This window comes from Pseudarthrobacter sp. MDT1-22 (assembly GCF_054511035.1).
In genome coordinates this window covers 24,821-46,545 of the sequence record NZ_JBTNDK010000023.1, presented here as the reverse complement: position 1 = coordinate 46,545, position 21,725 = coordinate 24,821, and the positions used below count along the sequence as shown (strand labels likewise).

25 protein-coding genes and 1 pseudogene are annotated in these 21,725 nt (G+C 65.3%); 16 read left to right on the top strand and 10 right to left on the bottom strand.

The window, feature by feature from the left end; genetic code table 11:
• The first annotated feature begins 202 nt into the window (after positions 1-202).
• Positions 203-1,201 carry an aldo/keto reductase gene (locus tag ACX80M_RS16510; RefSeq protein ID WP_252608196.1) on the top strand — a complete coding sequence of 333 codons (999 nt, stop codon included), beginning with the start codon at positions 203-205 and terminating at the stop codon, positions 1,199-1,201.
• Positions 1,202-1,391: 190 nt separating this feature from the next.
• Here the strand turns inward: ACX80M_RS16510 and ACX80M_RS16505 are convergent, their stop codons facing one another.
• Positions 1,392-2,135 carry a hypothetical protein gene (locus ACX80M_RS16505; protein ID WP_252608195.1) on the bottom strand — a complete coding sequence of 248 codons (744 nt, stop codon included), beginning with the start codon at positions 2,133-2,135 and terminating at the stop codon, positions 1,392-1,394.
• Complete coding sequence (locus ACX80M_RS16500; RefSeq protein WP_459309993.1) at positions 2,135-3,019, bottom strand: LysR substrate-binding domain-containing protein; 885 nt, start codon at positions 3,017-3,019, stop codon at positions 2,135-2,137. The genes ACX80M_RS16505 and ACX80M_RS16500 overlap by 1 nt, the downstream gene beginning before the upstream one ends.
• A gap of 151 nt (positions 3,020-3,170) precedes the next feature.
• Between ACX80M_RS16500 and ACX80M_RS16495 the strand changes: the two genes are divergently transcribed.
• Positions 3,171-3,881: an EamA family transporter gene (locus ACX80M_RS16495; protein ID WP_459309992.1), complete on the top strand. Its 711-nt coding sequence runs from the start codon at positions 3,171-3,173 to the stop codon at positions 3,879-3,881.
• A 113-nt stretch (positions 3,882-3,994) separates the two neighbouring features.
• Here ACX80M_RS16495 and ACX80M_RS16490 read toward each other — a convergent pair whose 3' ends face one another.
• The 3 genes from ACX80M_RS16490 to ACX80M_RS16480 form a co-directional block, all read right to left on the bottom strand.
• On the bottom strand, positions 3,995-5,341 hold the full coding sequence (locus ACX80M_RS16490; protein ID WP_459309991.1) for a formimidoylglutamate deiminase: 1,347 nt from the start codon (positions 5,339-5,341) through the stop codon (positions 3,995-3,997).
• A complete protein-coding gene (locus tag ACX80M_RS16485) occupies positions 5,338-6,537 on the bottom strand; it encodes an allantoate amidohydrolase (RefSeq protein ID WP_252608187.1) in 1,200 nt (399 codons plus the stop codon). The genes ACX80M_RS16490 and ACX80M_RS16485 overlap by 4 nt, the downstream gene beginning before the upstream one ends.
• A gap of 337 nt (positions 6,538-6,874) precedes the next feature.
• A complete protein-coding gene (locus ACX80M_RS16480; RefSeq protein ID WP_252608185.1) occupies positions 6,875-7,573 on the bottom strand; it encodes an IclR family transcriptional regulator in 699 nt (232 codons plus the stop codon).
• Between the two features lie 181 nt (positions 7,574-7,754).
• On the opposite strand from ACX80M_RS16480, the gene ACX80M_RS16475 reads away from it, so the two are divergent.
• From ACX80M_RS16475 to ACX80M_RS16445, 7 genes are all read left to right on the top strand, one after another.
• On the top strand, positions 7,755-8,783 hold the full coding sequence (locus tag ACX80M_RS16475) for an ABC transporter substrate-binding protein (RefSeq protein ID WP_459309990.1): 1,029 nt from the start codon (positions 7,755-7,757) through the stop codon (positions 8,781-8,783).
• 51 nt (positions 8,784-8,834) lie between these two features.
• A complete protein-coding gene (locus tag ACX80M_RS16470; protein ID WP_459309989.1) occupies positions 8,835-9,632 on the top strand; it encodes an ABC transporter permease in 798 nt (265 codons plus the stop codon).
• Positions 9,629-10,402, top strand: a complete 774-nt coding sequence (locus ACX80M_RS16465) for an ABC transporter permease (RefSeq protein WP_252608178.1) — start codon at positions 9,629-9,631, stop codon at positions 10,400-10,402. Before ACX80M_RS16470 ends, ACX80M_RS16465 begins: the two co-directional genes overlap by 4 nt.
• Positions 10,392-11,261 carry an ABC transporter ATP-binding protein gene (locus ACX80M_RS16460; RefSeq protein ID WP_374210076.1) on the top strand — a complete coding sequence of 290 codons (870 nt, stop codon included), beginning with the start codon at positions 10,392-10,394 and terminating at the stop codon, positions 11,259-11,261. Before ACX80M_RS16465 ends, ACX80M_RS16460 begins: the two co-directional genes overlap by 11 nt.
• 41 nt (positions 11,262-11,302) lie before the next feature.
• A complete protein-coding gene (gene hutU / locus ACX80M_RS16455) occupies positions 11,303-13,000 on the top strand; it encodes a urocanate hydratase (protein ID WP_459310001.1) in 1,698 nt (565 codons plus the stop codon).
• A 29-nt stretch (positions 13,001-13,029) separates the two neighbouring features.
• Positions 13,030-13,848 (top strand): aromatic amino acid lyase, encoded by an 819-nt coding sequence (locus tag ACX80M_RS16450; protein ID WP_459309988.1) that lies wholly within the window; start codon positions 13,030-13,032, stop codon positions 13,846-13,848.
• A 120-nt stretch (positions 13,849-13,968) separates the two neighbouring features.
• Entirely contained in the window at positions 13,969-14,442 is a 474-nt protein-coding gene (locus ACX80M_RS16445; RefSeq protein WP_252598961.1) for a sensor histidine kinase, read from the top strand.
• 9 nt (positions 14,443-14,451) lie between these two features.
• Here the strand turns inward: ACX80M_RS16445 and ACX80M_RS16440 are convergent.
• A pseudogene (locus ACX80M_RS16440) lies at positions 14,452-14,607 on the bottom strand (ACP phosphodiesterase); the annotation flags it as partial.
• 123 nt (positions 14,608-14,730) lie between these two features.
• Here ACX80M_RS16440 and ACX80M_RS16435 point away from each other — a divergent pair.
• Positions 14,731-14,865 (top strand): hypothetical protein, encoded by a 135-nt coding sequence (locus ACX80M_RS16435; RefSeq protein ID WP_256470778.1) that lies wholly within the window; start codon positions 14,731-14,733, stop codon positions 14,863-14,865.
• Between the two features lie 134 nt (positions 14,866-14,999).
• Positions 15,000-15,638: an SRPBCC family protein gene (locus ACX80M_RS16430; RefSeq protein WP_252598963.1), complete on the top strand. Its 639-nt coding sequence runs from the start codon at positions 15,000-15,002 to the stop codon at positions 15,636-15,638.
• A 188-nt stretch (positions 15,639-15,826) separates the two neighbouring features.
• On the opposite strand, the gene ACX80M_RS16425 is transcribed toward ACX80M_RS16430, so the two are convergent.
• Entirely contained in the window at positions 15,827-16,771 is a 945-nt protein-coding gene (locus ACX80M_RS16425; protein ID WP_252598965.1) for an SMP-30/gluconolactonase/LRE family protein, read from the bottom strand.
• A 211-nt stretch (positions 16,772-16,982) separates the two neighbouring features.
• Here ACX80M_RS16425 and ACX80M_RS16420 point away from each other — a divergent pair, with 211 nt between their 5' ends.
• Positions 16,983-17,321 (top strand): hypothetical protein, encoded by a 339-nt coding sequence (locus ACX80M_RS16420; protein ID WP_252598967.1) that lies wholly within the window; start codon positions 16,983-16,985, stop codon positions 17,319-17,321.
• A gap of 65 nt (positions 17,322-17,386) precedes the next feature.
• Entirely contained in the window at positions 17,387-18,040 is a 654-nt protein-coding gene (locus tag ACX80M_RS16415; protein WP_459309987.1) for a LysE family translocator, read from the top strand.
• 48 nt (positions 18,041-18,088) lie between these two features.
• Here the strand turns inward: ACX80M_RS16415 and ACX80M_RS16410 are convergent, their stop codons facing one another.
• A complete protein-coding gene (locus ACX80M_RS16410) occupies positions 18,089-18,475 on the bottom strand; it encodes a hypothetical protein (RefSeq protein WP_459309986.1) in 387 nt (128 codons plus the stop codon).
• A 201-nt stretch (positions 18,476-18,676) separates the two neighbouring features.
• On the opposite strand from ACX80M_RS16410, the gene ACX80M_RS16405 reads away from it, so the two are divergent.
• Positions 18,677-19,273: a dTMP kinase gene (locus ACX80M_RS16405; protein WP_459309985.1), complete on the top strand. Its 597-nt coding sequence runs from the start codon at positions 18,677-18,679 to the stop codon at positions 19,271-19,273.
• A 47-nt stretch (positions 19,274-19,320) separates the two neighbouring features.
• On the opposite strand, the gene ACX80M_RS16400 is transcribed toward ACX80M_RS16405, so the two are convergent.
• Positions 19,321-19,719 (bottom strand): cupin domain-containing protein, encoded by a 399-nt coding sequence (locus ACX80M_RS16400; protein ID WP_056341140.1) that lies wholly within the window; start codon positions 19,717-19,719, stop codon positions 19,321-19,323.
• A 317-nt stretch (positions 19,720-20,036) separates the two neighbouring features.
• Between ACX80M_RS16400 and bcp the strand changes: the two genes are divergently transcribed.
• Both bcp and ACX80M_RS16390 read left to right on the top strand, forming a co-directional pair.
• Positions 20,037-20,516 (top strand): thioredoxin-dependent thiol peroxidase, encoded by a 480-nt coding sequence (bcp, locus tag ACX80M_RS16395; protein ID WP_252598974.1) that lies wholly within the window; start codon positions 20,037-20,039, stop codon positions 20,514-20,516.
• 39 nt (positions 20,517-20,555) lie between these two features.
• Positions 20,556-21,143 (top strand): GNAT family N-acetyltransferase, encoded by a 588-nt coding sequence (locus tag ACX80M_RS16390; protein WP_252598976.1) that lies wholly within the window; start codon positions 20,556-20,558, stop codon positions 21,141-21,143.
• 228 nt (positions 21,144-21,371) lie between these two features.
• On the opposite strand, the gene ACX80M_RS16385 is transcribed toward ACX80M_RS16390, so the two are convergent.
• Positions 21,372-21,719 carry a hypothetical protein gene (locus tag ACX80M_RS16385; protein ID WP_252598977.1) on the bottom strand — a complete coding sequence of 116 codons (348 nt, stop codon included), beginning with the start codon at positions 21,717-21,719 and terminating at the stop codon, positions 21,372-21,374.
• Positions 21,720-21,725 lie beyond the last annotated feature (6 nt).

Sequence of the window (21,725 nt, the reverse complement as noted above, 5' to 3'; positions counted from 1 at the left end):
CCAAGTTTCCACGGTTCATGGCCCTGTATGGCCTTCCAAACCCGAAGTGGCTGTCAGCACGCACAGGCCCCGGCCATGTGGAAGGGTGGTACTGACAGGCCCTCCCGCCGGTCTCGAAGTGCCGTTAGCGTTGTTGGAACGGGCAACTCCACTTCTCAGAAAGTGCGACCCGCCCCTCCCTTCGACCCCAGGAGCATGACATATGGACAAGCGCACCCTCGGCACCAGCGGCCTGGAGGTCTCCGCCATCGGGCTGGGCTGCATGAGCATGAGCGGCGGCTACAGCGACCGGCCCGACCGGCAGGAAATGATCGCGCTGATCCGCGCGGCCGTGGACCGCGGCGTCACCTTCTTTGATACGGCAGAGATCTACGGCCCCCACGCCAACGAGGAACTCGTCGGCCAGGCCCTCGCCCCACACCGGGACGAGGTGGTGATTGCCACCAAGTTCGGCTGGGACATCGACCCTACGCAACGCAAGGCGAGCGGGAGGGTCACCAGCCGTCCCGACGTCATCAAGCACGTGGTGGACGGGTCGCTCCAGCGGCTCGGCGTTGACGCCATCGACCTGTACTACCAGCACCGGGTGGACCCCGATGTCCGTATCGAGGACGTGGCGGGCGCCGTCAAGGAACTGATCGACGCCGGCAAGGTCAAGTATTTCGGCATGTCCGAGGCCGCCGCCGGCACGATCCGCCGGGCCCACGCCATCCAGCCCGTGACCGCCGTCCAGAGCGAATACTCGCTGTGGTGGCGGCGCCCCGAAGAGGACGTCCTGGCCGCCTGCGAGGAACTGGGCATCGGATTTGTGCCTTTCAGCCCGCTGGGCAAGGGCTTCCTCACCGGGACGATCGACACCTCAACCAGCTTCGAGGCCGGCAACGACATCCGCGCCACCATCCCCCGCTTCACCCCCGCGGCCAGGGAGAACAACCGTGCCGTGGTGGACCTGCTGGCCGGGATCGCGGAGCGCAAGGGCGCCACTCCGGCCCAGATTGCGTTGGCCTGGCTGCTGGCGCAGAAACCGTGGATCGTCCCGATCCCCGGCACCCGGAAGCTGCACCGGCTGGACGAGAACCTCGGCGCCGCCAACGTAACCCTGTCCGCGGACGAACTCGCTGACATCGAGGACGCGGCCGCCAAAATCCAGGTTCAGGGTGGCCGTTACAACGAAGCCGGGGAACGGATGACCAACCTCTGACGTGGCAGCCCCAGCTGCAGGCCCCCTGGTTGGAAGCCCCCACGCGAGTTGAACTCAAGCGCGGGGACTTCCAGGGCTTCGGTGGGGGGACCGAAACCGAGATCAATCTACCGAATCCGTGCGGGCGCAAAGGTCGAAATTGGCCTGCCGGCACAAATCTTGTGTGAACCTTGAGCCAGCCCGCAGGCGCCTAATCCGCTGGCCGCAATGAGGTGATCATCCGCTTGATGTCCTGGTACTCCGGGGTCGCCGCGTACTTCTTGGCCTGCTCCAGGTACGGCAGAGACTCGGCCCCCGGCGTCACGTTGTTCTCGGGGTTGTAGAACGCGCCGAACATGGCAGCGGTGGGCGGCCACGTGAAGAAGTGGAAGATGGCGCAGGCCGAGTCGCCCGTGGGCGCCGCCCACGCGATGCCGTAGGCCGCGGCCGGCGTGTTGGCCGGACCCGGCGCAGCATCGTTGCCGCGGGTCTCAAAAACAAACCAGGGCGCCGGGCCGCCCTGCGCCAGCAGCGGCAATTCTTCAGACTCCAGCACCTCGTACGGGAACCGCTCCAGGCACGTGGACCCGGTGGCCATGTTGGTCCGGAGCGTCGCGAGCGGCTTACCGGCCTGGTTGGTCACCTCGGCGAAGGCACCGCCGCCCTCCGGCAGTTCGCCGGCCGGGTCCCGGACGCTCCACGCGGCCGGGTGTTCGAACGTCAGTTGGCCGTCCGCTGTCGTGTAGTTTGACCAAGCGGCCGACGCCGGCGCGGCGCCGGTGGCGCTCGGCGAGACTGTCGCCGTCGGCACGGCAGTGGTGGTTCCGGTGGCCGCGGACGTGACGGTGGGGCTGGGACTCGCCGTCGGGCCTGGCTGCGGGCCGCACCCCGCCAGCATCAGCGCCATCAGAATAGCTGTGGGAATTACCGCGGCTGACGCGGCGGGACTGCGCATCACACCCTCCTTTGGGTCCGAGTTTGGTCCTTAAATTGTGGTGCTGCCGGGCGCATTAGGATCCAGCAGCGGCCCGATTGGCGCCGAACCGTTGCGGGGATAACGAACGGATCCCGCAACGCCCGGGGCAGGAAGCAAACGCGCGGCTCAGGAATAGAGGGCCGCGAGCAGCTCGACGACGCCCTGCGTCCCCGCAGGCGGGTCGGACTTGGACCAGGCGACGTAAACGGGGACTGGGGCGGCGTCGCGCACGTGCCGGTAGACAACTCCTTGCGCCGGTACTGGTGCGCCGTTGATTCCGCAGTGATGCCCCGCGCCTTGCCGCTGCCGATCACCGTCAGCCAATCGTCGACGTCGTCCGTGGCGATAGTGCGCTGCGGCTGCTGACCTTCCGGCCACAGGTCCAGCCTGGTACTTCCGGTGCGCCGGTCCAGGGCAATCGGTTTGGCCGCGGCTTCTGCAAGGGTGATGCTTCGCTTGCCGGCAAGGGCGTCATCCGCTGCCATGGCGCAGAAGCGGCTCTCCAGCCCGATGAGCACAAGGCTGGTGGCCGCCGTGTCGGGGATCCGCCGCAGGATGGCGAAGTCGCTGGTTCCTTCCGCCAGTCCCGCCGTCGGGGTGTTGGTCCGGATGAGGCGCAGCTCCGTGTTGGGAAACGCGTCCGCCCACCTGCGCTGAAACTCCGTGGTGTGCCTGCCCAGGGCGGACCAGGCGTAGCCGATCCTTACCGTGCCGCCGCCGTCGGCCGCCTCCTGCTGGATGGCCTCCAGAATCGAGAGAACACGGCGCGCATGCCGGACGGTCCGGTCGCCGGCGGCCGTGAACTCAATGCTCCTGGTGGTGCGGTGCATGAGCTCGACGCATAAGAGAGCCCGTCTATGCATTTTGGAGGAACCTGCTGCGGCCCCACACTCCAAGGATGGACAACACATTAACTGCCGGCCGAGGCCGGGCTGGCGCCATCCTCGTGGCGAGCGCGCTCTCAAACCAGCTGGGTGCGGCCAGCGGTTCACTGGCCTCCCCGCAATCGGCCCGGTGGGCGTCGTCGCGGCGCGGCAGTTCATTGCCGCGGCGGTGCTGCTCCCCCTTGTCCGGCCACGCGTCTTCTCCTTCACCCGCCACCAGTGGTGGCCCATTCTTCTGCTGGCACTGGTGTTCGGGACGATGAACCTCTCCCTGTACGCCGCCGTGGAGCGCATCGGGCTGGGCCTTGCGGTCACGCTCGAATTCCTGGGTCCGCTGGCCCTCGCCCTGATCGGTTCACGGACCAAGGCGAGCGCCGCCTGTGCCCTCCTTGCCGCGGCCGGGGTTGTGGCCATCACTCAGCCGGAGGCGTCCACGGACTACGCGGGCATCGGCATGGGACTGGTCGCCGCGTGCAGCTGGGCCGCCTACATTCTCCTGAACAGGACGGTGGGCAAGCGGATCCCGGGCATCCAGGGGACGGCTGCCGCAACCGGCGTGTCGGCCGCTCTCTTCCTCCCCGTGGGGCTGGTGACGTTCATCAACCACCAGCCGGACACCTTCACCATCCTCTGCGCAGCAGGCGCCGGCGTACTGGCGTCCGTGGTCCCGTACGTCGCGGACGTGATCACCCTGCGCCGTATCCCCACCAGCCTGTTCGGGGTCCTGATGAGCATCAACCCCGTCTTCGCGGCATTGGTCGGGGCGCTGGCCCTGGGTGAAGCCCTGGGCATGGTGCAGTGGGCCGGCATTTTCCTGATCGCAGCGGCCAACGCTGCCTGACCGCCGGGGCCGGTCGGCGCCCACCGGTGCCCGGGATGCCGGCGGCAAACGGAACCCCCACGTTGTGACCAGAGCCCCTGCACCATTAGAGGAGAACAGCTAAAAGTCCCTGGTCAGGAGAAGTTCTTCAGGGCTGCCGTCAGCAGGTTCCCCGCCGCTCCCAGGCGGTGATGCACGCCGTCGGACGCCACCAATTCCCCGTTAATGACCACGGACGTGACGTCGGCGGCGGTGGCGCTCAACGGGAGCTGCTGCGGTTTCGATCCCGCGGTCCGTGCCGAGCCGGCGGCCACAGCCACCAGATCGCAGACAGCACCAACCCTCAAGGCCTCCGGTGCCACCGGCGTGGCCATGGAGCGGACTGCCCCCTGCGTGGCGGCGTGGAGCAGCTCCTCCGGCGAGAACCGGCCGCGCTCCCCAGAGTCCAGGCGTTCCCCGTACTCCAGGGCCCGCATCTCGATCCATGGGTCGATCACGGCATGCTGGTCAGTCCCCAGCGCGATGGAGGCGCCGGCGTCGGCCAGCACCCGGGCGGGGCCGATGCCGTCGGCCAGGTCCGCCTCGGTGGTGGGACACATGACAGCTGTTGCCCCGGCGTTTCCGAGCAAGTCGATGTCCTCAGCCGTCAAGTGGGTGCAGTGGACTGCCGACAGGCGCGCGCTGAGCAGGCCGTGCCGGGCCAGGAGTCCGGTGGGCGTGAGCCCATGCGCTGCCAGGCACGCCGCGTTCTCGGCGGGCTGCTCGCTCAGGTGGATGTGAAGCGGCAGGTCGTGCGGCAGCTGTTCGGCCACCACGGCCAGGTCCGCCTCCGGTACCCCGCGGACGGAGTGCAGCGCCGCCCCCACACTGACCATGTCCGGCGGGAAGGTCCCTGCGATGTGGGTCCGAAGGGAAGCCAGCCGGTCAAGCCATGCGTGCACGTCCCGGTCCCCGAACCGTGCCTGTTCAGGGCTCAGCGGCATGCCAATGCCGCCGGCCAGGTACAGGGTGTCCAGGAGCGTCAGCCGGATCCCGGCGGCAGCAGCAGCCCTGGCCAAGGCAAGCTCCATGGCATGCGGTTCCGCGTACGGCTTGCCGCCGGGCTGGTGGTGAACGTAATGGAACTCGGCCACGCTGCTGAAGCCGGCCACCACCATCTCCGTGAAGACCGCTGTCGCGAGCTGCTCGTAGGCTTCGGGCGTCAACTCGGCTGCGCTGCGGTACATGTGCTCCCGCCAGACCCAGAAGTCGCCGCGGTTGTGGTGCGTGCGGCCGCGCAGGATCCGGTGGAACGCGTGCGAGTGGGCGTTGGCCGCGGCGGGGAAAACTACGCCGGGCGAGAGATGCGCGCCGGGCGAGGCGTCAACGGAGGGGGTGATGCGGGTGACCCGGCCGTCCTCGGCCTCGATCTCCACCCGTTCAGCAACTGTGGGACCGGCACCGACGTCGACCATTGCCTGCTCGCACCAGTACCGCTTCACAGCAGGCCTGCCAGGACGTCGGCTAGGGCGGCAGCCCCCGCGCCGGCGTCCTCGTCCGTGACGTGCTCCTCCGGCGAGTGCGAAATTCCGCTGGGGTTCCGGACGAACAGCATGGCGGACGGCACAAACCCGGCCAGCACACCGGCGTCGTGACCTGCCCCGGTGGCTAGCAGGGGCGCGTCCGGCAGCATCCCGCTGATGCTTCGGGTCAGGTCCGGATCAAAATGCACCGTCCCGCTGTAGGACTCCTCGGTCAGGGTCACGGTGCAGCCTTCCTCCGCTGACACCCGCTGGGCCCTCCCATGGATGGCTTCGATCAGCCGGGCCGTGACGGCGTCCTCCGGGTGGCGCGCATCCAGCCACATATCCACCCGGGAGGCGATGACGTTGGTGCCGCCCGGCACCGGGATCAGGCGCCCCACCGTGGCGCGCGCATCGGGTTGGCGGGCGGCGGCCTGCCGGATGGCCACGATGATCTGGGCGGCCGCCACCATCGGATCCGCCCGGTCCGCCATCGGGGTGGTCCCGGCGTGGTTGCCCTGGCCGCTGATGCTCAGCTTCCAGCGCCCGTGGCCCAGTATGGAACTGCCGACGGCGATGGCCGGGCCGCCCGCGCCGAGGCCCTTGCCCTGTTCCACATGCAGTTCAACGAAGTCGCCGATCCGTGCCAGCGCCTGCGGATCCGGCCCGATGTGGCGCGGGTCCAGGCCATTGGCGCGGGCGACGTCGGCGAACGTGTTGCCGTCGCCGTCGCGCAGGTTCCGCGCTTTGTCGACGTCGATGGCTCCGGTCAGGAGGCGGGATCCGAGGCAGGCAACTCCAAAGCGGGAACCCTCCTCTTCCGGGAAGGCGGTAATGGCCAGGGAGCGGCGCGGCTGGACGCCCCGGGCCTTGAGGAGATCGACGGCGGCCAGCGCGGACGCGACCCCCAGGGGACCGTCGAAGGCCCCGCCGCCGGGGACGGAGTCGAGGTGGCTGCCGGTAATCAGGGCACCATCCTGGGGCTTGCCCCACCACGCCCAGATGATGCCGTTCCGGTCGGTCTCGACGTCCAGGCCACGCTGCGCTGCCTGCTCGATGAACCAGGACCTCAGGTCGAGTTCCGCCGTCGAGTAGACAGCCCGGGAATAGCCCCCGCGGACCGCATCGCGCCCCACGTCCTTGATGGAATCGAGGAGTTGGTTGACGGTTTCCACATGAACCTCCGATTGGTACGAACTGCCACCAAGTAAAATCCACTTTCCACTCCATGGCAAGGCCTGGGGACAGATCACGTCCCCCTTTTGCATGTTCAGGCGTTCCAGCCCGGGAGGCGCTGTTCCGTCAGCAGCCGTGGATGGACTCCATCAAGCAGTCGTAAACGGCGGGCCTGCGCTGACCCGTTCCCCTTCTTGTGTCGCAGGTAGCGGCGCCGATTCGCTAATTCCCACCATCAGCCGGAATGGATTAGCATCTGTAGCGGAAAATCCCGTTCAGACTCCTGGCAGTCGGCAACAGGCCGCGGATGCCGGGTGAAGTGGACTGCGAGTAGGGCTAAGAAGCTTGCGGTGAGGCCAGGACGGCTGCCCCGCTGCGGGGTGTCGCAAAGAGCCTTGTGGCCTCGCCGGCGATCAGGGCGCCCAGCTTCTGAGCAGCCTCCGCAGTGGTCCGATAGCTGGGCGCCACAATGCTGAGGGCTGCAGCGACTTTTGAGCCCACCATGACCGGTGCTGCAACGGCAGTCACATCCGCCTCCACGCCGTCGGCAACAACGGTAAACGTTCCGGGCTCCACTTGCCCCAGTAAGACCGCACCAGCTGCGCTTCCTTGAAGTGGGAACGTCCTGCCAACCCAGTTGATATGGCGCACGGTGTGAGTTCCCTCCTCGATCGCCAGATACAACCCGTGCACGTTGTTTCCTACCGGGACGCTTAAGTATGCGGATTCGCCTGTCTGCTCGACGAGGACCTGCAGCGCAGAGCGGCTCGTGGCTACGAGGGATTCATGGCTCAGTGCCTGGACCCCGAGCTGGACCATCCGGAATCCGGGGCGGTAAAGGCCGTCCTCAGTTTTCGCCGCGAAACCGTTGGCTTCAAGGGTGCGAAGGAGGCGCAGTGCTGTGCTGGCGGACAGGTCGACAGCCTTGGCGGCGTCGACGAGCTTTACGCCATCGTTTTCACACACGGCGCGCAACAACCCCAGCGCTCGGTCCGCGGCCCGGGTCGTAGGGTCCTGGGTCGGGCGAACTGTCATGGTTCCTCATTCGTGCAGTAAGGGCGGGACGGCGCAACTCTGAAACTCACATTTCACTCTACGGCAGTTTAGTGCGCAAGAACCATTGACTCCATCCCGCAGCACGGGGTAGTTTCATGTGATGGCAGTTACATTTTACTGTTCGAAATTATCTGAGTCCGGAACCTCCTGGAGAATCCCCATGTCAGCAAAATCCCTTCCCGTATCCGCTCCCAGCCGGCGGGCTGTTGTCACAGCGGCATCGGCAGTACTTGCCGGAATGCTTACCTTGACCGGGTGCGGTGCGGGCAGCCCGTCCTCGTCCGGAACAGCCGCAACGCCCCAGGGTGACAAGGCAGGCGGCAACCTGGAAAAGGTAAGTGTTGGTTTGATTCCAATCACCGACGTCGCCCCCGTTTACCTGGGCGTGCAGGAGGGATACTTCGAAGAGGAGGGCTTGGAGCTTGACGTCCAGCTGGCGCAGGGCGGCGCGGCCATCGTCCCTGCAGTGATGACCGCGGACTACCAGTTCGGATACTCAAACGTCGTCTCGCTGCTGGTTGCCCAGGACAAGGGTCTCCCTATAACAGTGGTGTCCAACGGCTCCACGTCAACAAACGAGCCCGGGAGCGACACGACAGAGGTGGCAGCCATGCCGGACAGCGGCATCGGGAACGCAGCCGACCTGGTGGGCAAAACCGTTGCAGTCAATGCCCTGAACAACTTCGCCGACATCACCATCCGCAACTCCATCGAACAGGCAGGCGGGGACCCCAAGGGCGTGAAATTCGTGGAGATGCCGTACCCGAACATGCCGGCCGCCCTCGAACGCGGAGATGTGGATGCAGCGTGGACAACCGAGCCCTTCCGCACCCAGATCCTTCAAGCAGGCGGAAAAATAGTTGCCAGCCCCATGACGGACATGGCCGAAAACTTTGACTCGGCCTTCTATTTCACGTCTAAGCAGACCCTGGAAAAGAACCCCGAACTCGTGGAGCGCTTCCGCCGGGCCCTGGCGAAGTCGTTTGATTTCGCCATGAAGAACGAGGACAAAGTCCGCACCGTCATCCAGGACTACGCCAAAGTCACACCGGAACTCGCCGAAAGTATCGTGATGTCCAAGTGGTACAAGGATGTCAACATGGACGCCCTCACGAAGCTGGGCACTGCCGCTAAGAAGTATGACGTCCTGAAGAAGGACCCGGACTACGACGCACTGATCGCCAAGTAGCCCGACAAAAACCTCATGTCAGTTCCTGCACCCGATCCTTCAGGAAGAAGAATGGACAACACAAAGACGGCCCGACGACGGCCGACCAAGGAGTTGCTGGGCATCGCCGGGATCATAGGGTTTCTGCTGGTCTGGGAAGTGATTCCCAGAGTCGGCATCGTGGACGCCCGGTTCCTGCCGCCGGCGTCGGAGGTGATCCTGGCCTTGGTCCGTGACTTCGGCTTGGCCGCGTTCTGGCTAGCCGTTGGTGAAACAATGCTCGCGTGGCTCATCGGCTTGGTCATTGCGGTCCTTGCCGCGACCCTGTTGGGCTTCATCATTGGTTCCTTCGCCTTCCTGCGCAGCTTCACCAACTCCACAGTGGAGTTCCTCCGGCCCATCCCTTCGGTGGCGCTGATCCCCCTGGCTGTTCTGCTGTTCGGCGTCAAGATGGAGTCATCACTGATGCTCATCATCTACGCCTCGTTCTGGCAGATCTTCATCCAGGTTTTATACGGAGTGGCCGATGTGGATAACGTCGCCATGAATACAGCCAAAAGCTACGGGCTGGGTCAGTTTGCGAGGATCCGCCATGTGGTCTTTCCAACAGCGCTGCCCTACCTGATGACTGGGGTCCGTCTGGCAGCGTCGGTCGCGTTGATTCTGGCGATCACTGCCGAACTGGTGATCGGCTCCCCAGGGCTGGGCCGTGAAATTGCCCTAGCCCAATCCGGCGGCGCCATCGCAGGCATGTACGCCCTGGTGCTGGCCACCGGCCTCATCGGGGTTCTGATCAACCTCGTCATGCGCTTCGTGGAGCGCAAGACCCTGTCCTGGCACTCCTCGGTCCGCGCGGAAGTGATCGTATGAAAATTCTGAAAGGTATCGGCTACGCCGTCGGCCTGCCTACAATCCTGGTCCTGTTTTGGGCGGTGGCCACGGCCGGGGAGGCGAACTTCTTCGTCCCCACCCCAGCCACTCTCCTGGCCACCTTTGCAGAGACCTGGTTCGGAGACAGGATCCTCTCCGATGTGCTGCCCAGCATCGGTAGACTCATCGTCGGCGTGACCGCCGCCATCATCATCGGCATCGTGGCGGGGTTGCTGATCGGCTCAGTGAAATGGCTGAGGGACCTGACGGAACCGGTCCTCGAGTTCTTCCGGGCCATCCCACCGCCGGTCCTGGTGCCCGTGCTCATGCTGCTCATGGGCATCACGGACTCCATGAAAGTGGTGGTCATCATCTCCGGCTGCATCTGGCCGGTGTTGCTGAACACCATCGAAGGCGTACGGGCCATCGACGGGGTACTGTCCGATTCCGCACACACCTACGGGATCACCGGGCGCGCCCGAATCCGCCACCTCGTGTTGCCCAGCGCAGGCCCGCAGATCATGGCTGGAGTTCGCCAGTGCCTGTCCATCGGACTGATCCTGATGGTCATCTCCGAAATGTTCGCCTCCTCCTCCGGGCTGGGCTTCACCATCGTTCAGTTCCAGCGCTCCTTCGCCATCCCCGAAATGTGGTCCGGCATCGTGATCCTGGGTCTGATCGGAGTGGCCATGTCATTCATCTTCCAATTCACCGAGCGCCGCATCCTGCGCTGGTACCACGGCCTGCGAGAGGTAGAAAATGCCGTCTGAAACCACCGACAAAAACAACGTGACCAAACCTGCGCCGGCCGGCAGAACACTGCAGAACAATGACGCCATGCTCTCGGTCCGCGGCCTGAAGAAGGTCTACCAAACCGACGGGGGACCCATTGAAGCCGTCCGGAACCTGACCTTCGATCTCCGCGCAGGAGAGCTTGCATGCCTGGTGGGCCCCTCCGGGTCCGGCAAGACAACGCTCCTCAAATGCATCTCGGGGTTGATGGCTCCGACCGAGGGGCAGGTGCTGCTGGACGGGGTTCAGGTTTCCGGTCCGCCCAAGAAAATGGCCGTGGTCTTCCAGGAGTACGGCCGCTCCCTGTTCCCTTGGATGCGGGTGCGTGAGAACGTCGAACTGCCCCTGAAAAACCAGCGTATACCGAAGGCTGAACGCGACAGGCTCGTGGATGAAGCGCTCGAGGCTGTGGGCCTTTCCCACGTTCCGATGTCCTATCCCTGGCAGCTCTCCGGCGGCATGCAACAACGCGTAGCCATCGCCCGCGCCGTTGCCTACCAGCCGGAAGTCCTACTCATGGACGAGCCGTTCGCCGCCGTCGACGCCCAGACCCGCGCAGACCTGGAAGATCTGATTCGGACGGTATGGAAAAAGCTCGGGGTCACCATCCTGTTCGTCACCCACGACATCGACGAATCCGTCTACCTCGGGGAACGGGTAATCATCCTCTCGTCCTCACCAACGGTCATCCAGGAGGACCTGGTCATCGACCTCCCTGCCGAACGCGACCAGCTCAACACTCGGTCCCTGCCCCGCTTCACAGAACTGCGCCACCACGTATACGAGCAAATCCAGCTGGCGAAGGCAGGCCACCGCCCCGCCGCCGCCGCAAGGTAAACACCAAGGTTAGTACTGCACCACACCTGAAGGAGTCCCTTATTTCACCCGCCGATTTCACTACCGGTGCCCGCCCGGTCAAAGCTGCCCGCGGCACCGTGCTCACCGCCAAGAGCTGGCAGACCGAAGCCCCGCTGCGGATGCTGATGAACAACCTGGACCCTGAGGTCGCGGAGCGCCCGGATGATCTGGTGGTTTACGGCGGGACCGGCCGCGCCGTCCGGTCCTGGGCGGCGTTCGATGCGATCACCCGCACCCTCGAAACCATGGAGAACGACGAGACGCTGCTGGTCCAGTCCGGCAAGCCGGTCGGTGTGTTCCGGACCAACGAATGGGCGCCGCGGGTGCTGCTGGCGAACTCCAACCTCGTGGGCGACTGGGCCAACTGGCCCGAGTTCCGCCGGCTCGAGGCCGAGGGCCTGATGATGTACGGCCAGATGACCGCAGGGTCCTGGATCTACATCGGCACCCAGGGCATCCTGCAGGGCACCTTCGAGACCTTCGCCGCGATCGCCCGCAAGCTCACCGGCGACGAGGACGGCACCCTCGCCGGGACCCTGACCCTCACCGGCGGCTGCGGCGGCATGGGCGGTGCCCAGCCGCTCGCCGTCACCCTGAACGAGGGCGCCTGCCTGATCGTCGACGTCGACGAAAGCCACCTCCGCCGCCGCGCCGGCAAACGCTACCTCGACGAGGTCGAAACCGACCTCGACACCGCCATCGCCAAGGTCCTGGCGGCCAAGGAGGAGCGCCGCGGCTGGTCCGTGGGCTATGTCGGGAACGCCGCCGAGGTCTTCCCCGAGATCCTGCGCCGCCACCGTGCGGGCGAACTCACCGTCGACATCGTCACGGACCAGACCTCCGCCCACGACCCGCTGTCCTACCTGCCCGAAGGCATCACCGTCCAGGAATGGCACACCGAGGCCGCCGCCGATCCCGAAGGCTTCACCAAGAAGGCCCAGGCCTCCATGGCCAAGCACGTCCAGGCCATGGTCGAGTTCCAGGACGCCGGTGCCGAGGTCTTCGACTACGGCAACTCCATCCGCGACGAGGCCCGCAAGGGCGGCTACACCCGTGCCTTCGAATTCCCCGGCTTCGTCCCGGCCTACATCCGCCCGCTGTTCTGCGAGGGTCTGGGCCCGTTCCGCTGGGTGGCGCTCTCCGGTGACCCCGAGGACATCGCGGTCACGGATGAGGCCATCAAGGAACTCTTCCCCGAGAACAAGCACCTGCACCGCTGGATCGACGCGGCCCAGGAACGGGTGGAGTTCGAGGGCCTGCCGGCCCGGATCTGCTGGCTCGGCTACGGCGACCGCGCCAAGGCCGGCCTGCTGTTCAACCAGCTCGTCAAGGACGGCAAGGTCAAGGCGCCCATCGTGATCGGCCGCGACCACCTGGACTCGGGCTCGGTCGCCTCGCCGTACCGGGAGACCGAGGCCATGGCCGACGGTTCGGACGCGATCGCGGACTGGCCGCTGCTCAACGCCCTGCTCAACACCGCCTCCGGCGCCACCTGGGTATCGATCCACCACGGCGGCGGCGTCGGCATCGGCCGCTCCATCCACGCCGGCCAGGTCTCCGTCGCCGACGGCACCGACCTCGCCGCCCAGAAACTCGAACGCCTCCTCACCAACGACCCCGGCATGGGCGTCATCCGCCACGCCGACGCCGGCTACGACCGCGCACTCGACGTCGCCAAAGAGCGCGGCGTCCGCATCCCGATGAACGAAACCCGGTAACCGACCCCTTCGGTGGTCGAGCTGGGGAGGTGCGGGAATTCGGCGGGATCGGGACGGCCGACCTGGCGGCTTTGGCCGGGACCGCACTGACACTCCTGGGCGAGCGGCCAACGATGGGCGGCGGCATCATCCCCGAGGCGCTCGACGGCTGGGCCACGGAGGACGCCCTGCCATTTATCAGTTCCAGCGCGCTCACCGTTGCCCAGGCTGTGCTGGGCCATCAGAAACTTGCCGTCCTGATGGACAACCTCACGCTGGTGAGTGCTCTGTCCTTCACCGCAATGTCAGGCAATCCGGAAGCGTTCAGCCCTGAGGTGGCCCGGGCGATGGTCTTCGGCTCTGAGACCGACGGGACCAACGGGGTGGCCCATCACGGCCTCTTCCAGATGACAACCCTTGCCAGACGGATAGACGCACTGCACGTGGCCCTGGGGACGGCCTGCGCCACCAACCTCCGCCGGATAGACCTGCTCTGCGACCCCGCGTTCACGGGTCTCAACCGGTTCCTGGCAGCCGACGATTCCGGCCAATCCGGCGTCATGATGCTCGAATACGTCGCTGCAGCCGCCGCGGGGCTTGTACACGCCAACGCCCAGCCCGCGAGCCTGCAGACAGTGGTCCTGTCCCTCGACGCCGAGGAGGACGCCAGCTTCGCCAGCCTGGCGGCATCCCGGCTGGACTCCACCGTCCAGGCGCTGGCGACCATGACGGCCGTTGAATTGGTGTGTTCAGCGCGGGCCCGCGGATGCAGGGACGGAAAACGTCCGAGTTCGGCAATCTACTGCTCAGGAGAGCCCTCGAAACCGGATTCACGTTGCCGGCTGCCGGCCTTGCGACGACACCGGTAAAACAACACGGAATCTTCCCCGAAGAATTGATCCAATCTTGAGCTAACCCTTGGCAACCCATGCAGTTGGCGGTCCACGCTGGATCCATCACCACAAAACGGCGGGGAAGCAGGAAGATTCATGGGGAAGGAATCAGCTCTGGACGAGGTCGTCGCGGTGGGAGGACTGATCACTGATCACCACCCCCTCGACTTCCACACCTTGGGGCTGGCCGGTTGCATTGACCGGCTGACCGGACCCCTCCGTCAGCAAGGAACAGCAGTCCGCTGGGATACTCCGCACTGGGGCATCGAGATCCCGGCGGACTGCGCGCTCCTCCTCTACCAATCGGCCCGCGAAGCGCTGAGCAACGCCTTCAAGTACTCCGACGCCGCCGAGCTCACCGTCCAGTTGTCCGCCGTTGACCACGGCATCCGTCTTGTAGTGTCCGACGACGGCACGGGCTTTGACAGCCAGCTCGCCTTGCGCGGCCGGCACCACGGGTACGGGCTGCGGCTGATGTCGGTGGCCGTGCACGAGGCCGGCGGCACCATTGACGTCCGTTCGAAGCCGGGGCAGGGCACTACCGTGACGGTAACCCTGCCCCTGGACTGACACGCTTAGTTACCGGGACAGCTTCTCCGGGTCCGGTTCGAGGTCGCCGATGTGGCCCGGGGCGTTCGCTGCCAGCACGCGCTGGACGAACGCGCCGTATTCCTCCATGTAGTTCCGCAGGAACTTGGCGGTGCCCTCATTCCGGACGTCGCCGTCGTCGCCAAAGAGGGCGCGTCCAGCACAGAACACGTGCCGCGGCCAAAGCTCTGGAAGGGTTCTTGACACCCCGCTTCGGGAGGCGCTGAATGATGGTTGAGGCACATTTCACACACCATAGGAGCGGTTGAGATGAAGGAAAAACCAGTCGTGGCGCAGCGCATCCACAGCGAGGCTCCGGCCGAAGGGGACGAGTTGGCGGACCCCACCGACATCCGAGTGCACTCCCAGGAACCCGCCGAAGGCGTCGACACGGACGACGACTAACCGCCGTCTCCCTCCCCTCCGGCTCGCCCCGCCCCTGAAGCCTTGCCTCTGACGCCTTGCCCACAACGGCGATAGGTAAGCATACTGACTGTATTCAGTTTGTCATCAGACCGTTCCAGTCAAAGGAGACGTTCGTGAGCAGCAAAGTCGAGAAGCGGATTGTGGTTGACGTGCCGGTCAGCACCGCCTACAACCAGTGGACCCAGTTCGAGGATTTTCCGCGGTTCATGGGTGGCGTGGAGAGCGTGACCCAGCTCAGTGCCGACCGCCTGAAGTGGGTGGCCCATATCGCCGGGGTCCGCCGTCAGTGGGAAGCCACCATCGTGGAGCAGATCCCGGACCGCAGGATCGAGTGGGCGTCCACCGAAGGCGCCACGAACTCCGGTGCCGTGGAATTCTCCGACGCAGGCGGCAACAAGACCGAGCTCTCCCTCACCCTGGAGTACCAGCCGGAGGGCGTGGTGGAGAAGGTGGGCGACCTCCTCCACGTCGTGGCCCGCCAGGCGGAGCACGACCTGAAGAAGTTCAAGGAATTCATCGAACACGAGGGCCATGCCACGGGCGCCTGGCGGGAATCCGTCCCCAAGGGCGAGCCGTCGGCGCACAACCGGTACACGCACCCGTTCGACCAGACCGGCGGGATGGTCGATCTTGAGGGCGAGTCGGACGGCTCGGCAGAGGGCGAGATCCGCAGCGCGGCCCAACGCAAGGTCAAGAAACCGGACGACGACGGCACCATCCCACCGCTCGGCGGTACCTTGGGCGACCGCTGACGGGCGGAGTCGCTGACTGGCGGAGTCGCAGACTGGCTGAGTCGAACCTACGGTGCCGCCCGCCGTCGTACTTTGCAACAACAGTACGCGGCATCAGCTGCCCTGCCCCATACAAGCTGCCCGGCCCCGCACGAGCGGTGCTGCCCCGCACCGCTCAAGCGGGGCAGCACCGTCCCTACGTAAGCGGCCTAATCGCGGGCCGGCACCAGCACTACTTCGTGGGGGCTGGCCGGCCGCATGAACTGTGCATTCACAGCAGCCAGGGTGTTCCCGAACCGCGCAACCGTGGTGGGAACATCGAAGTGGGGACTGGTGATGGTATCCTCGATCTCGCCGGAGGAGAGATCATTGGAGAGGTCAATCCGGACGATCTGGTTCAGGAAGTTCTGCACCGCCCAGACGGTATGGCCCCGGACTAGGATGCCGTCAACATTCGGCACATCCACACCCTCGATCAAGGCACTATCGCCGGTCTCCGGGTCGACGGTGTAGAGGGCCCTGTTGTTCGAATGAGCCACGATCAGGACCCGGCCGCCCTTGGCGGCGGCAATGCCGTTGAGGTCGAAGCCCGGAGTCAGCTCGGCAGCCGGCCCGCACAGCGGCAGGATCTCAACAGTGCCCAGCTCGCCGTGCCTGCCCACCGGGAGGAAGTAGAGCTCGCCGGCGGCGGAGTTCGTGAACCAGGCGCCGTCCCGCGTCAGGGCGACGTCGTTGATGAAACCAGGAGCGAGCGTGAAATCCTCAACAGGCTCGCCTGATTCGGTGTCGTACACGAAGGCCTTGCCGGTGCCGCCGCCCGCTACGAACAGCAGGTTATTACGGGTATCGGCCTTCATCCCGACGGCGGCCCTGGGCTGCGAATCAAAGTCCGATACGTCTATGAATAACCGCGCTTTGCCTTCACGGATGTCGCCGCGGTAAATGTCCCCAAGTGCCAGGTCTCCGGCGTAGAAGGTTCTTCCCTTGCCGGCGGCGATCCCCTCGGCGGAGGTGGCGCCCTTGAGCACAATGACTGAGTCTTCCGGCGGCGACGCCGAGGCCGGGAGGACAGGCGCCAACAGCCCCATGAGTGCAATGAACCCAATGGCGGTACGGCGCTGTACTTTTCCTGAATTCTGGGTTGTGCGGGCCATGATTCTTCCTTGAATTTAGGTGATCCGCACGGGCCAACCTGCGGCAGGCCCGCACGATTGTCCTGCCAGTCTATGCACCCTGAGAACCGGCCCGCCAGAGTCCGGAGCCCCCTCCTTGTGCGGTCACACTCCGCCCTCCTGAGCCCCCGGATCCGCAAGCTGCCGCGGTCTCTGCTTACAATCGAAACCTCAATCAACTACTGAGGGACCCATGAAGAAACTCGCCACCGCCCTGATCGCTGCCGGCCTCGTGCTTTCCGCTTCTGCGTGCACCACGCCCACCAAACTTTCCACCCCCGAAACCTGCGACCGCGTCAAGGCTGTCCTGGCGAACCCCGCGAACAACGTGGGCAAGACCGGCCTGGTGCGTCTCGCCAACCAGATCCGGCCCATCGAAGTTGTGGCATCGGATGACCTCAAGCCTGCGCTCGGATCCATCATCGAGTTCACGGACGAGTCCGCCAAGGAAGCCCCGGACGAGGCCAAGCTCACCGAGCTGGAGGCCAAGTACCAGGAAGCCGGCGCCGCCTTCACGAAGCACTGCAGCTAAGACGCCTCCCGCGTTAACGTTCGACGGCGGCCGGTTGGCCGCCGTCGTCGGCTTATCCTTGGCTCGTGGATCTCTATCCGTCACTGCTCTCGTTCGGCCTTGTGGCCGGACTCCTGACGCTGGTTCCGGGCATCGATACGGCACTGGTGCTCCGTTCATCCCTCGCCAGGACCCGCGGTTTCGCCTTCGCCACGGCCCTGGGCATCTCCACCGGACTGATGGTGTGGGGAATCGCGGCAGCTGTGGGCGTCTCAGCGTTGCTGGCAGCATCTGAGCTGGCGTACCGGGCGCTCACCATCGCCGGTGCCGCCTACATGGTCTGGCTTGGCGCTTCCCTGCTGTGGAAGAGCCGGGCCAAGGACGCGTCGTCCGCCTCGCCTGCCGCCGAGGTTGGAGCGCCGGCCGCCTCCCGCCATCAACTGTTCCAGGGCTGGCTGACCGGGACAGGCACTAATCTGCTCAATCCGAAGGTCGGCGTTTTCTACATCGCCACGATTCCCCAGTTCATCCCGCCGGGGGCGCCTCCGCTGCTGATGGGAATTTTGCTGGCCGGCGTCCACTGCGTCCTGGGCCTTGCGTGGCTGACCTTCCTGATTTTCGGAGCAGGTTTCGCCTCCAAATGGCTGAAAAGCGCCCGCAGCCTCCGGACCATCGACCGCATCACCGGCACCATCCTGATCGGTTTCGGGCTGCGGCTCGCCCTCGAACCACAGCACTGATACGGGTCCCTGGAACGGGTCCCCTGTGGCCGGCCCTCGTGCCGGCCTTTAGTTCAGGGACAGGGCCAGGTAAAGGACTGTCAGGATCACCACTGTGGGTGTCATGACCAGGCGCTCCGGTTTGCTGCGGGAGATTCCGTTCAGCACGATGCCCACCGCGAAATAGGCCGTCAGCACCCAACAGAAGACGTCCGTGATGCCTTGGTTCACCAGCGGGGCCGCCATGCCAGCCTTGGCCAGCCCAACATAGGCGAAGACGACGTAAAGGATGATCGAGGTGGCGCTGCCGATCCGCAGCTTGGTGGGCAGGACGTTGTGCTGGCCTCCCCACGCGAACCGTCCCAGTGGTGCTCCCGCGATCAGGGCGGCCTGAAAAACCGCGAGCGCGGCCAAAAGTACACACGCAACAATCGCGGCTAGCTGGGCTAACTGCATCGAAGATCCCCATTCTGCGGGAGTTTTTGTCCAGATAACGTGCCAAAAACGCCGGTTTGGGCACGTTATCTGGACAAAAACTCTTGGTGTGGCTGCCGGCCGTTGCAGGCGCCGTCCGGACGTAAGCTTAATGTGACCTCCGCCTCATGATGGGACGATCACGCTGTCCCTTCCGTTAAACCATTGGCGAAAGGAGGCCAAGTGCTTATTGTCTTAACCGGAATCGACGGCTCGGGAAAATCCACGGCCGCCCGCGCCTTGGTAGATGCGGCCCAGGCTGACGGCGAAAACGCCCTGCTGCTCAGCAACCATGCCGGCAGGCGGAGCATGTCCGTGCTGGCTGAACGGCTGGCCATCCGCTGGCCCCGCCGCCTGGCCGACGCCGTGGAAACCACCCTCCGCGTGGCCAACGTGCTGGTGTCCCATGCCCGAGCCGGCCGTGTCGACGGACTGGTGGTGATGGACCGGCACCTCCACTGCCAGCTGGCCCTGCGCGCGGCCAAAGGACTGCGGCGTGGCCGCCTGCTCCCCTGGCTGATTTCGTCCCTGCCGGAGCCTGACGCCGTGGTGCACCTGGACGTTGAGCCCGCGCTGGCACACCAGCGCATCGTGGCCCGCGGCACCGATTCTGAGACGCTGGCTGACCTGGTGGACCTGCGGGACGCCTACCGCTCCATGCCCGAATACCCCGGTTTCGTACAGCTCGACGCCGACTGCCCGCCGGCCGAGGTTGTGGCCAGGCTCAAGCGGATCGTGCACAAGCGGCTCGTGCGCGCGGAAATTGCCGTGACTGTATAGCCCCCACCCTAGCCCCGGCAGGCCAGCTCCGACTCAAATCAGCGCGCTCAAATCAGCGCGTGGGATCCCCTGCTCCGCGGCCGACCGAAGGACGCCGTACCCAGGAATTCAATGGCGACGAACGGCTCGGAGCCAACCACCCACTCATCGTGCCCGGGAGGCAACGCATAGGTGTCATGGGCGCGGATGGTGGACCTCACGCCGTCGGACGTTTGAATCTCCAGGCTTCCGGACACACAGTAACCGAGGTGGTTGTGCTCGCAGAAGTCCGTCAGTTCAGTAGGCTTGGCGGACTCGGACCAGCGCCAGCCTGGAGCGAGGATGAGGCGGGCCACCGAGTAGTCGTCAACCGTGACGAGATCGAACTCGGCCTTGTCCGGACACCGCTTCTTGTCCGGGATGTCAAGGGATTTAACAGCCAGTGCTCTGATGAAATTTGCGGTCATGGGGAAACAGCCTTGGGATCATTTGCGGCGGGCGCTTAGGGCTGGGACCAAGCGGTTGTGCGTGGATGCCGGCTAGCGGCTACGTAGTGCGGATCACGTACTGCGGAGACCAGAAGTGCGTACCTCTAACCGTATCCATACGGCGCCTCAAGTCAATGGACCGCCGGACATTCGCAGAACGGGTAACTGACCCCCGCACACGTCCCTGCCCCGGACCAGCCGGAATACTTCAAATGACGCCGGAGTTGTTGTTCAAAGTGGAAAGCCGATTCACTGGTTTCCTGTCTTTTGCCATCAGAGTCTCCCGAAGGAACGCCATGAGCCCCCAACTGACCATCAAACTTCAGCCAGGTACCCAGGCCCCCGAGTTCACGCTGCAGGACGCCGAGGGCAAGGAAACCTCCCTGGCCAACTACCGCGGCAAGAACGTCATCGTGTACTTCTACCCGGAGGCGGCAACCCCCGGGTGCACCACCGAGGCCTGCGATTTCCGCGACAGCCTCTTATCCCTGCAGTCCTCCGGTTATGAAGTCCTGGGCATCTCCCCCGACGCCCCGGAGAAGCTGGCTAACTTCACCGGCGACTTCAACCTGACCTTCCCGCTGCTCTCCGACGAGGACCACGAAGTAGCCCTGGCCTACGGCGCGTGGGGAGAAAAGCTGGTCGACGGCGAGATCGTCGAAGGCCTCGTCCGCTCCACCGTGGTGGTGGATCCGGCGGGCAACGTGGCGCTGGCGCAGTACCAGGTCAAGGCGCAGGGTCACGTCGCTGCCCTGCGGGAGTCCCTGGGGGTCTAGTCTGACGGGGCACAGGTACCCACCAACCGGGAGTCAGGCATGGCGATCGAAGTCCGTCCCGGAACGCTGTTCGAAGACGTCAAAACGCTGGTTGGACCCAAGCGGCCCGATGCCAACGTGTGCTGGTGCCTGAGCTACCGCATCCCGTCCAAGCAGAACCTTGCGCTGCGCGGAACAGCCCGCGGCGACCTGATGAAGGAGCTGGTGGCGCAGGATCCGCCGCCAGGGGTTCTGGCGTACGACGGCGACGAAGTAGTCGGGTGGGCAGCTGTCCATCCGCGCGCCGACACCAGCTTTGCCCGCAACCGCAGGATTCCGCACGTGGACGACCTCGATGTTTGGTCTGTGTGGTGCATCCGGGTCCGGCCCGGTTACCGCGGCAAAGGGATCTCCCATCACCTGCTCAAAGGTGCCGTGGAGCTGGCCCGCGGATACGGCGCGCCCGCCATTGAGGGGTACCCGGTGGACAACGGCGGCAGCAAGGTGGACCTCACCATGGCGTACGTGGGCACGCGCAAGCTCTTCGAGAAGGCCGGGTTCGTCAAGGCCGCTGATACGGATTCGGTACTCAACGGATTCCCGCGCGTCCTGATGCGCCGGGACCTGCGCCGATTCCGCGCGTACTGACGCGGGACCAGCTGACGCAAACTGCGCTACATCAGGGTTTCTTCCACCAGCTGCTCGGCCAGTCGTTGTCTATGAACCACAAGGCCAGCAGCACCGCGTCCATGGTCAGAAGCCCAGCTAAAAGATAAGCCCACCCGGTGTACCAATGCACGGCAATCTCCTGACCTGGTATCCCCCAGCCACTCGATTGTCACCAAGTGTGGCACGGAAAGGGTCAGGAGGGAACGGCTACTTTGCGAGCGCCGCCAGGCGGCCGTGAACTTCGGTTTCGCGGTTGAGGAGGCGGGTGAGCTGTTCGACTTTTTCCGAGAGCTCCACGCCGACGGCCAGCCGGTCCCCCGGCCAGCTCGAGGCCTCCCAGGACTCCCCCAGGGCCTGGGCCAGCGAGCGGGATAGCGAGCGGAGTTTCCAGGAATGGCTCAGGTAGTGAACGGTGCTGCGCGGGCGGCGTCCCTGCTTCAAGAGCCGCCGCCACGAGCGCCCCAGCCTGCCGGGCAGTCTGACGGGCAGTCTGACGGATTCCGTTGGTTCCATAAGTCCTGCACCGTCCTCCGGCAATCCGCGCAATTCCTTCAAAGCTGG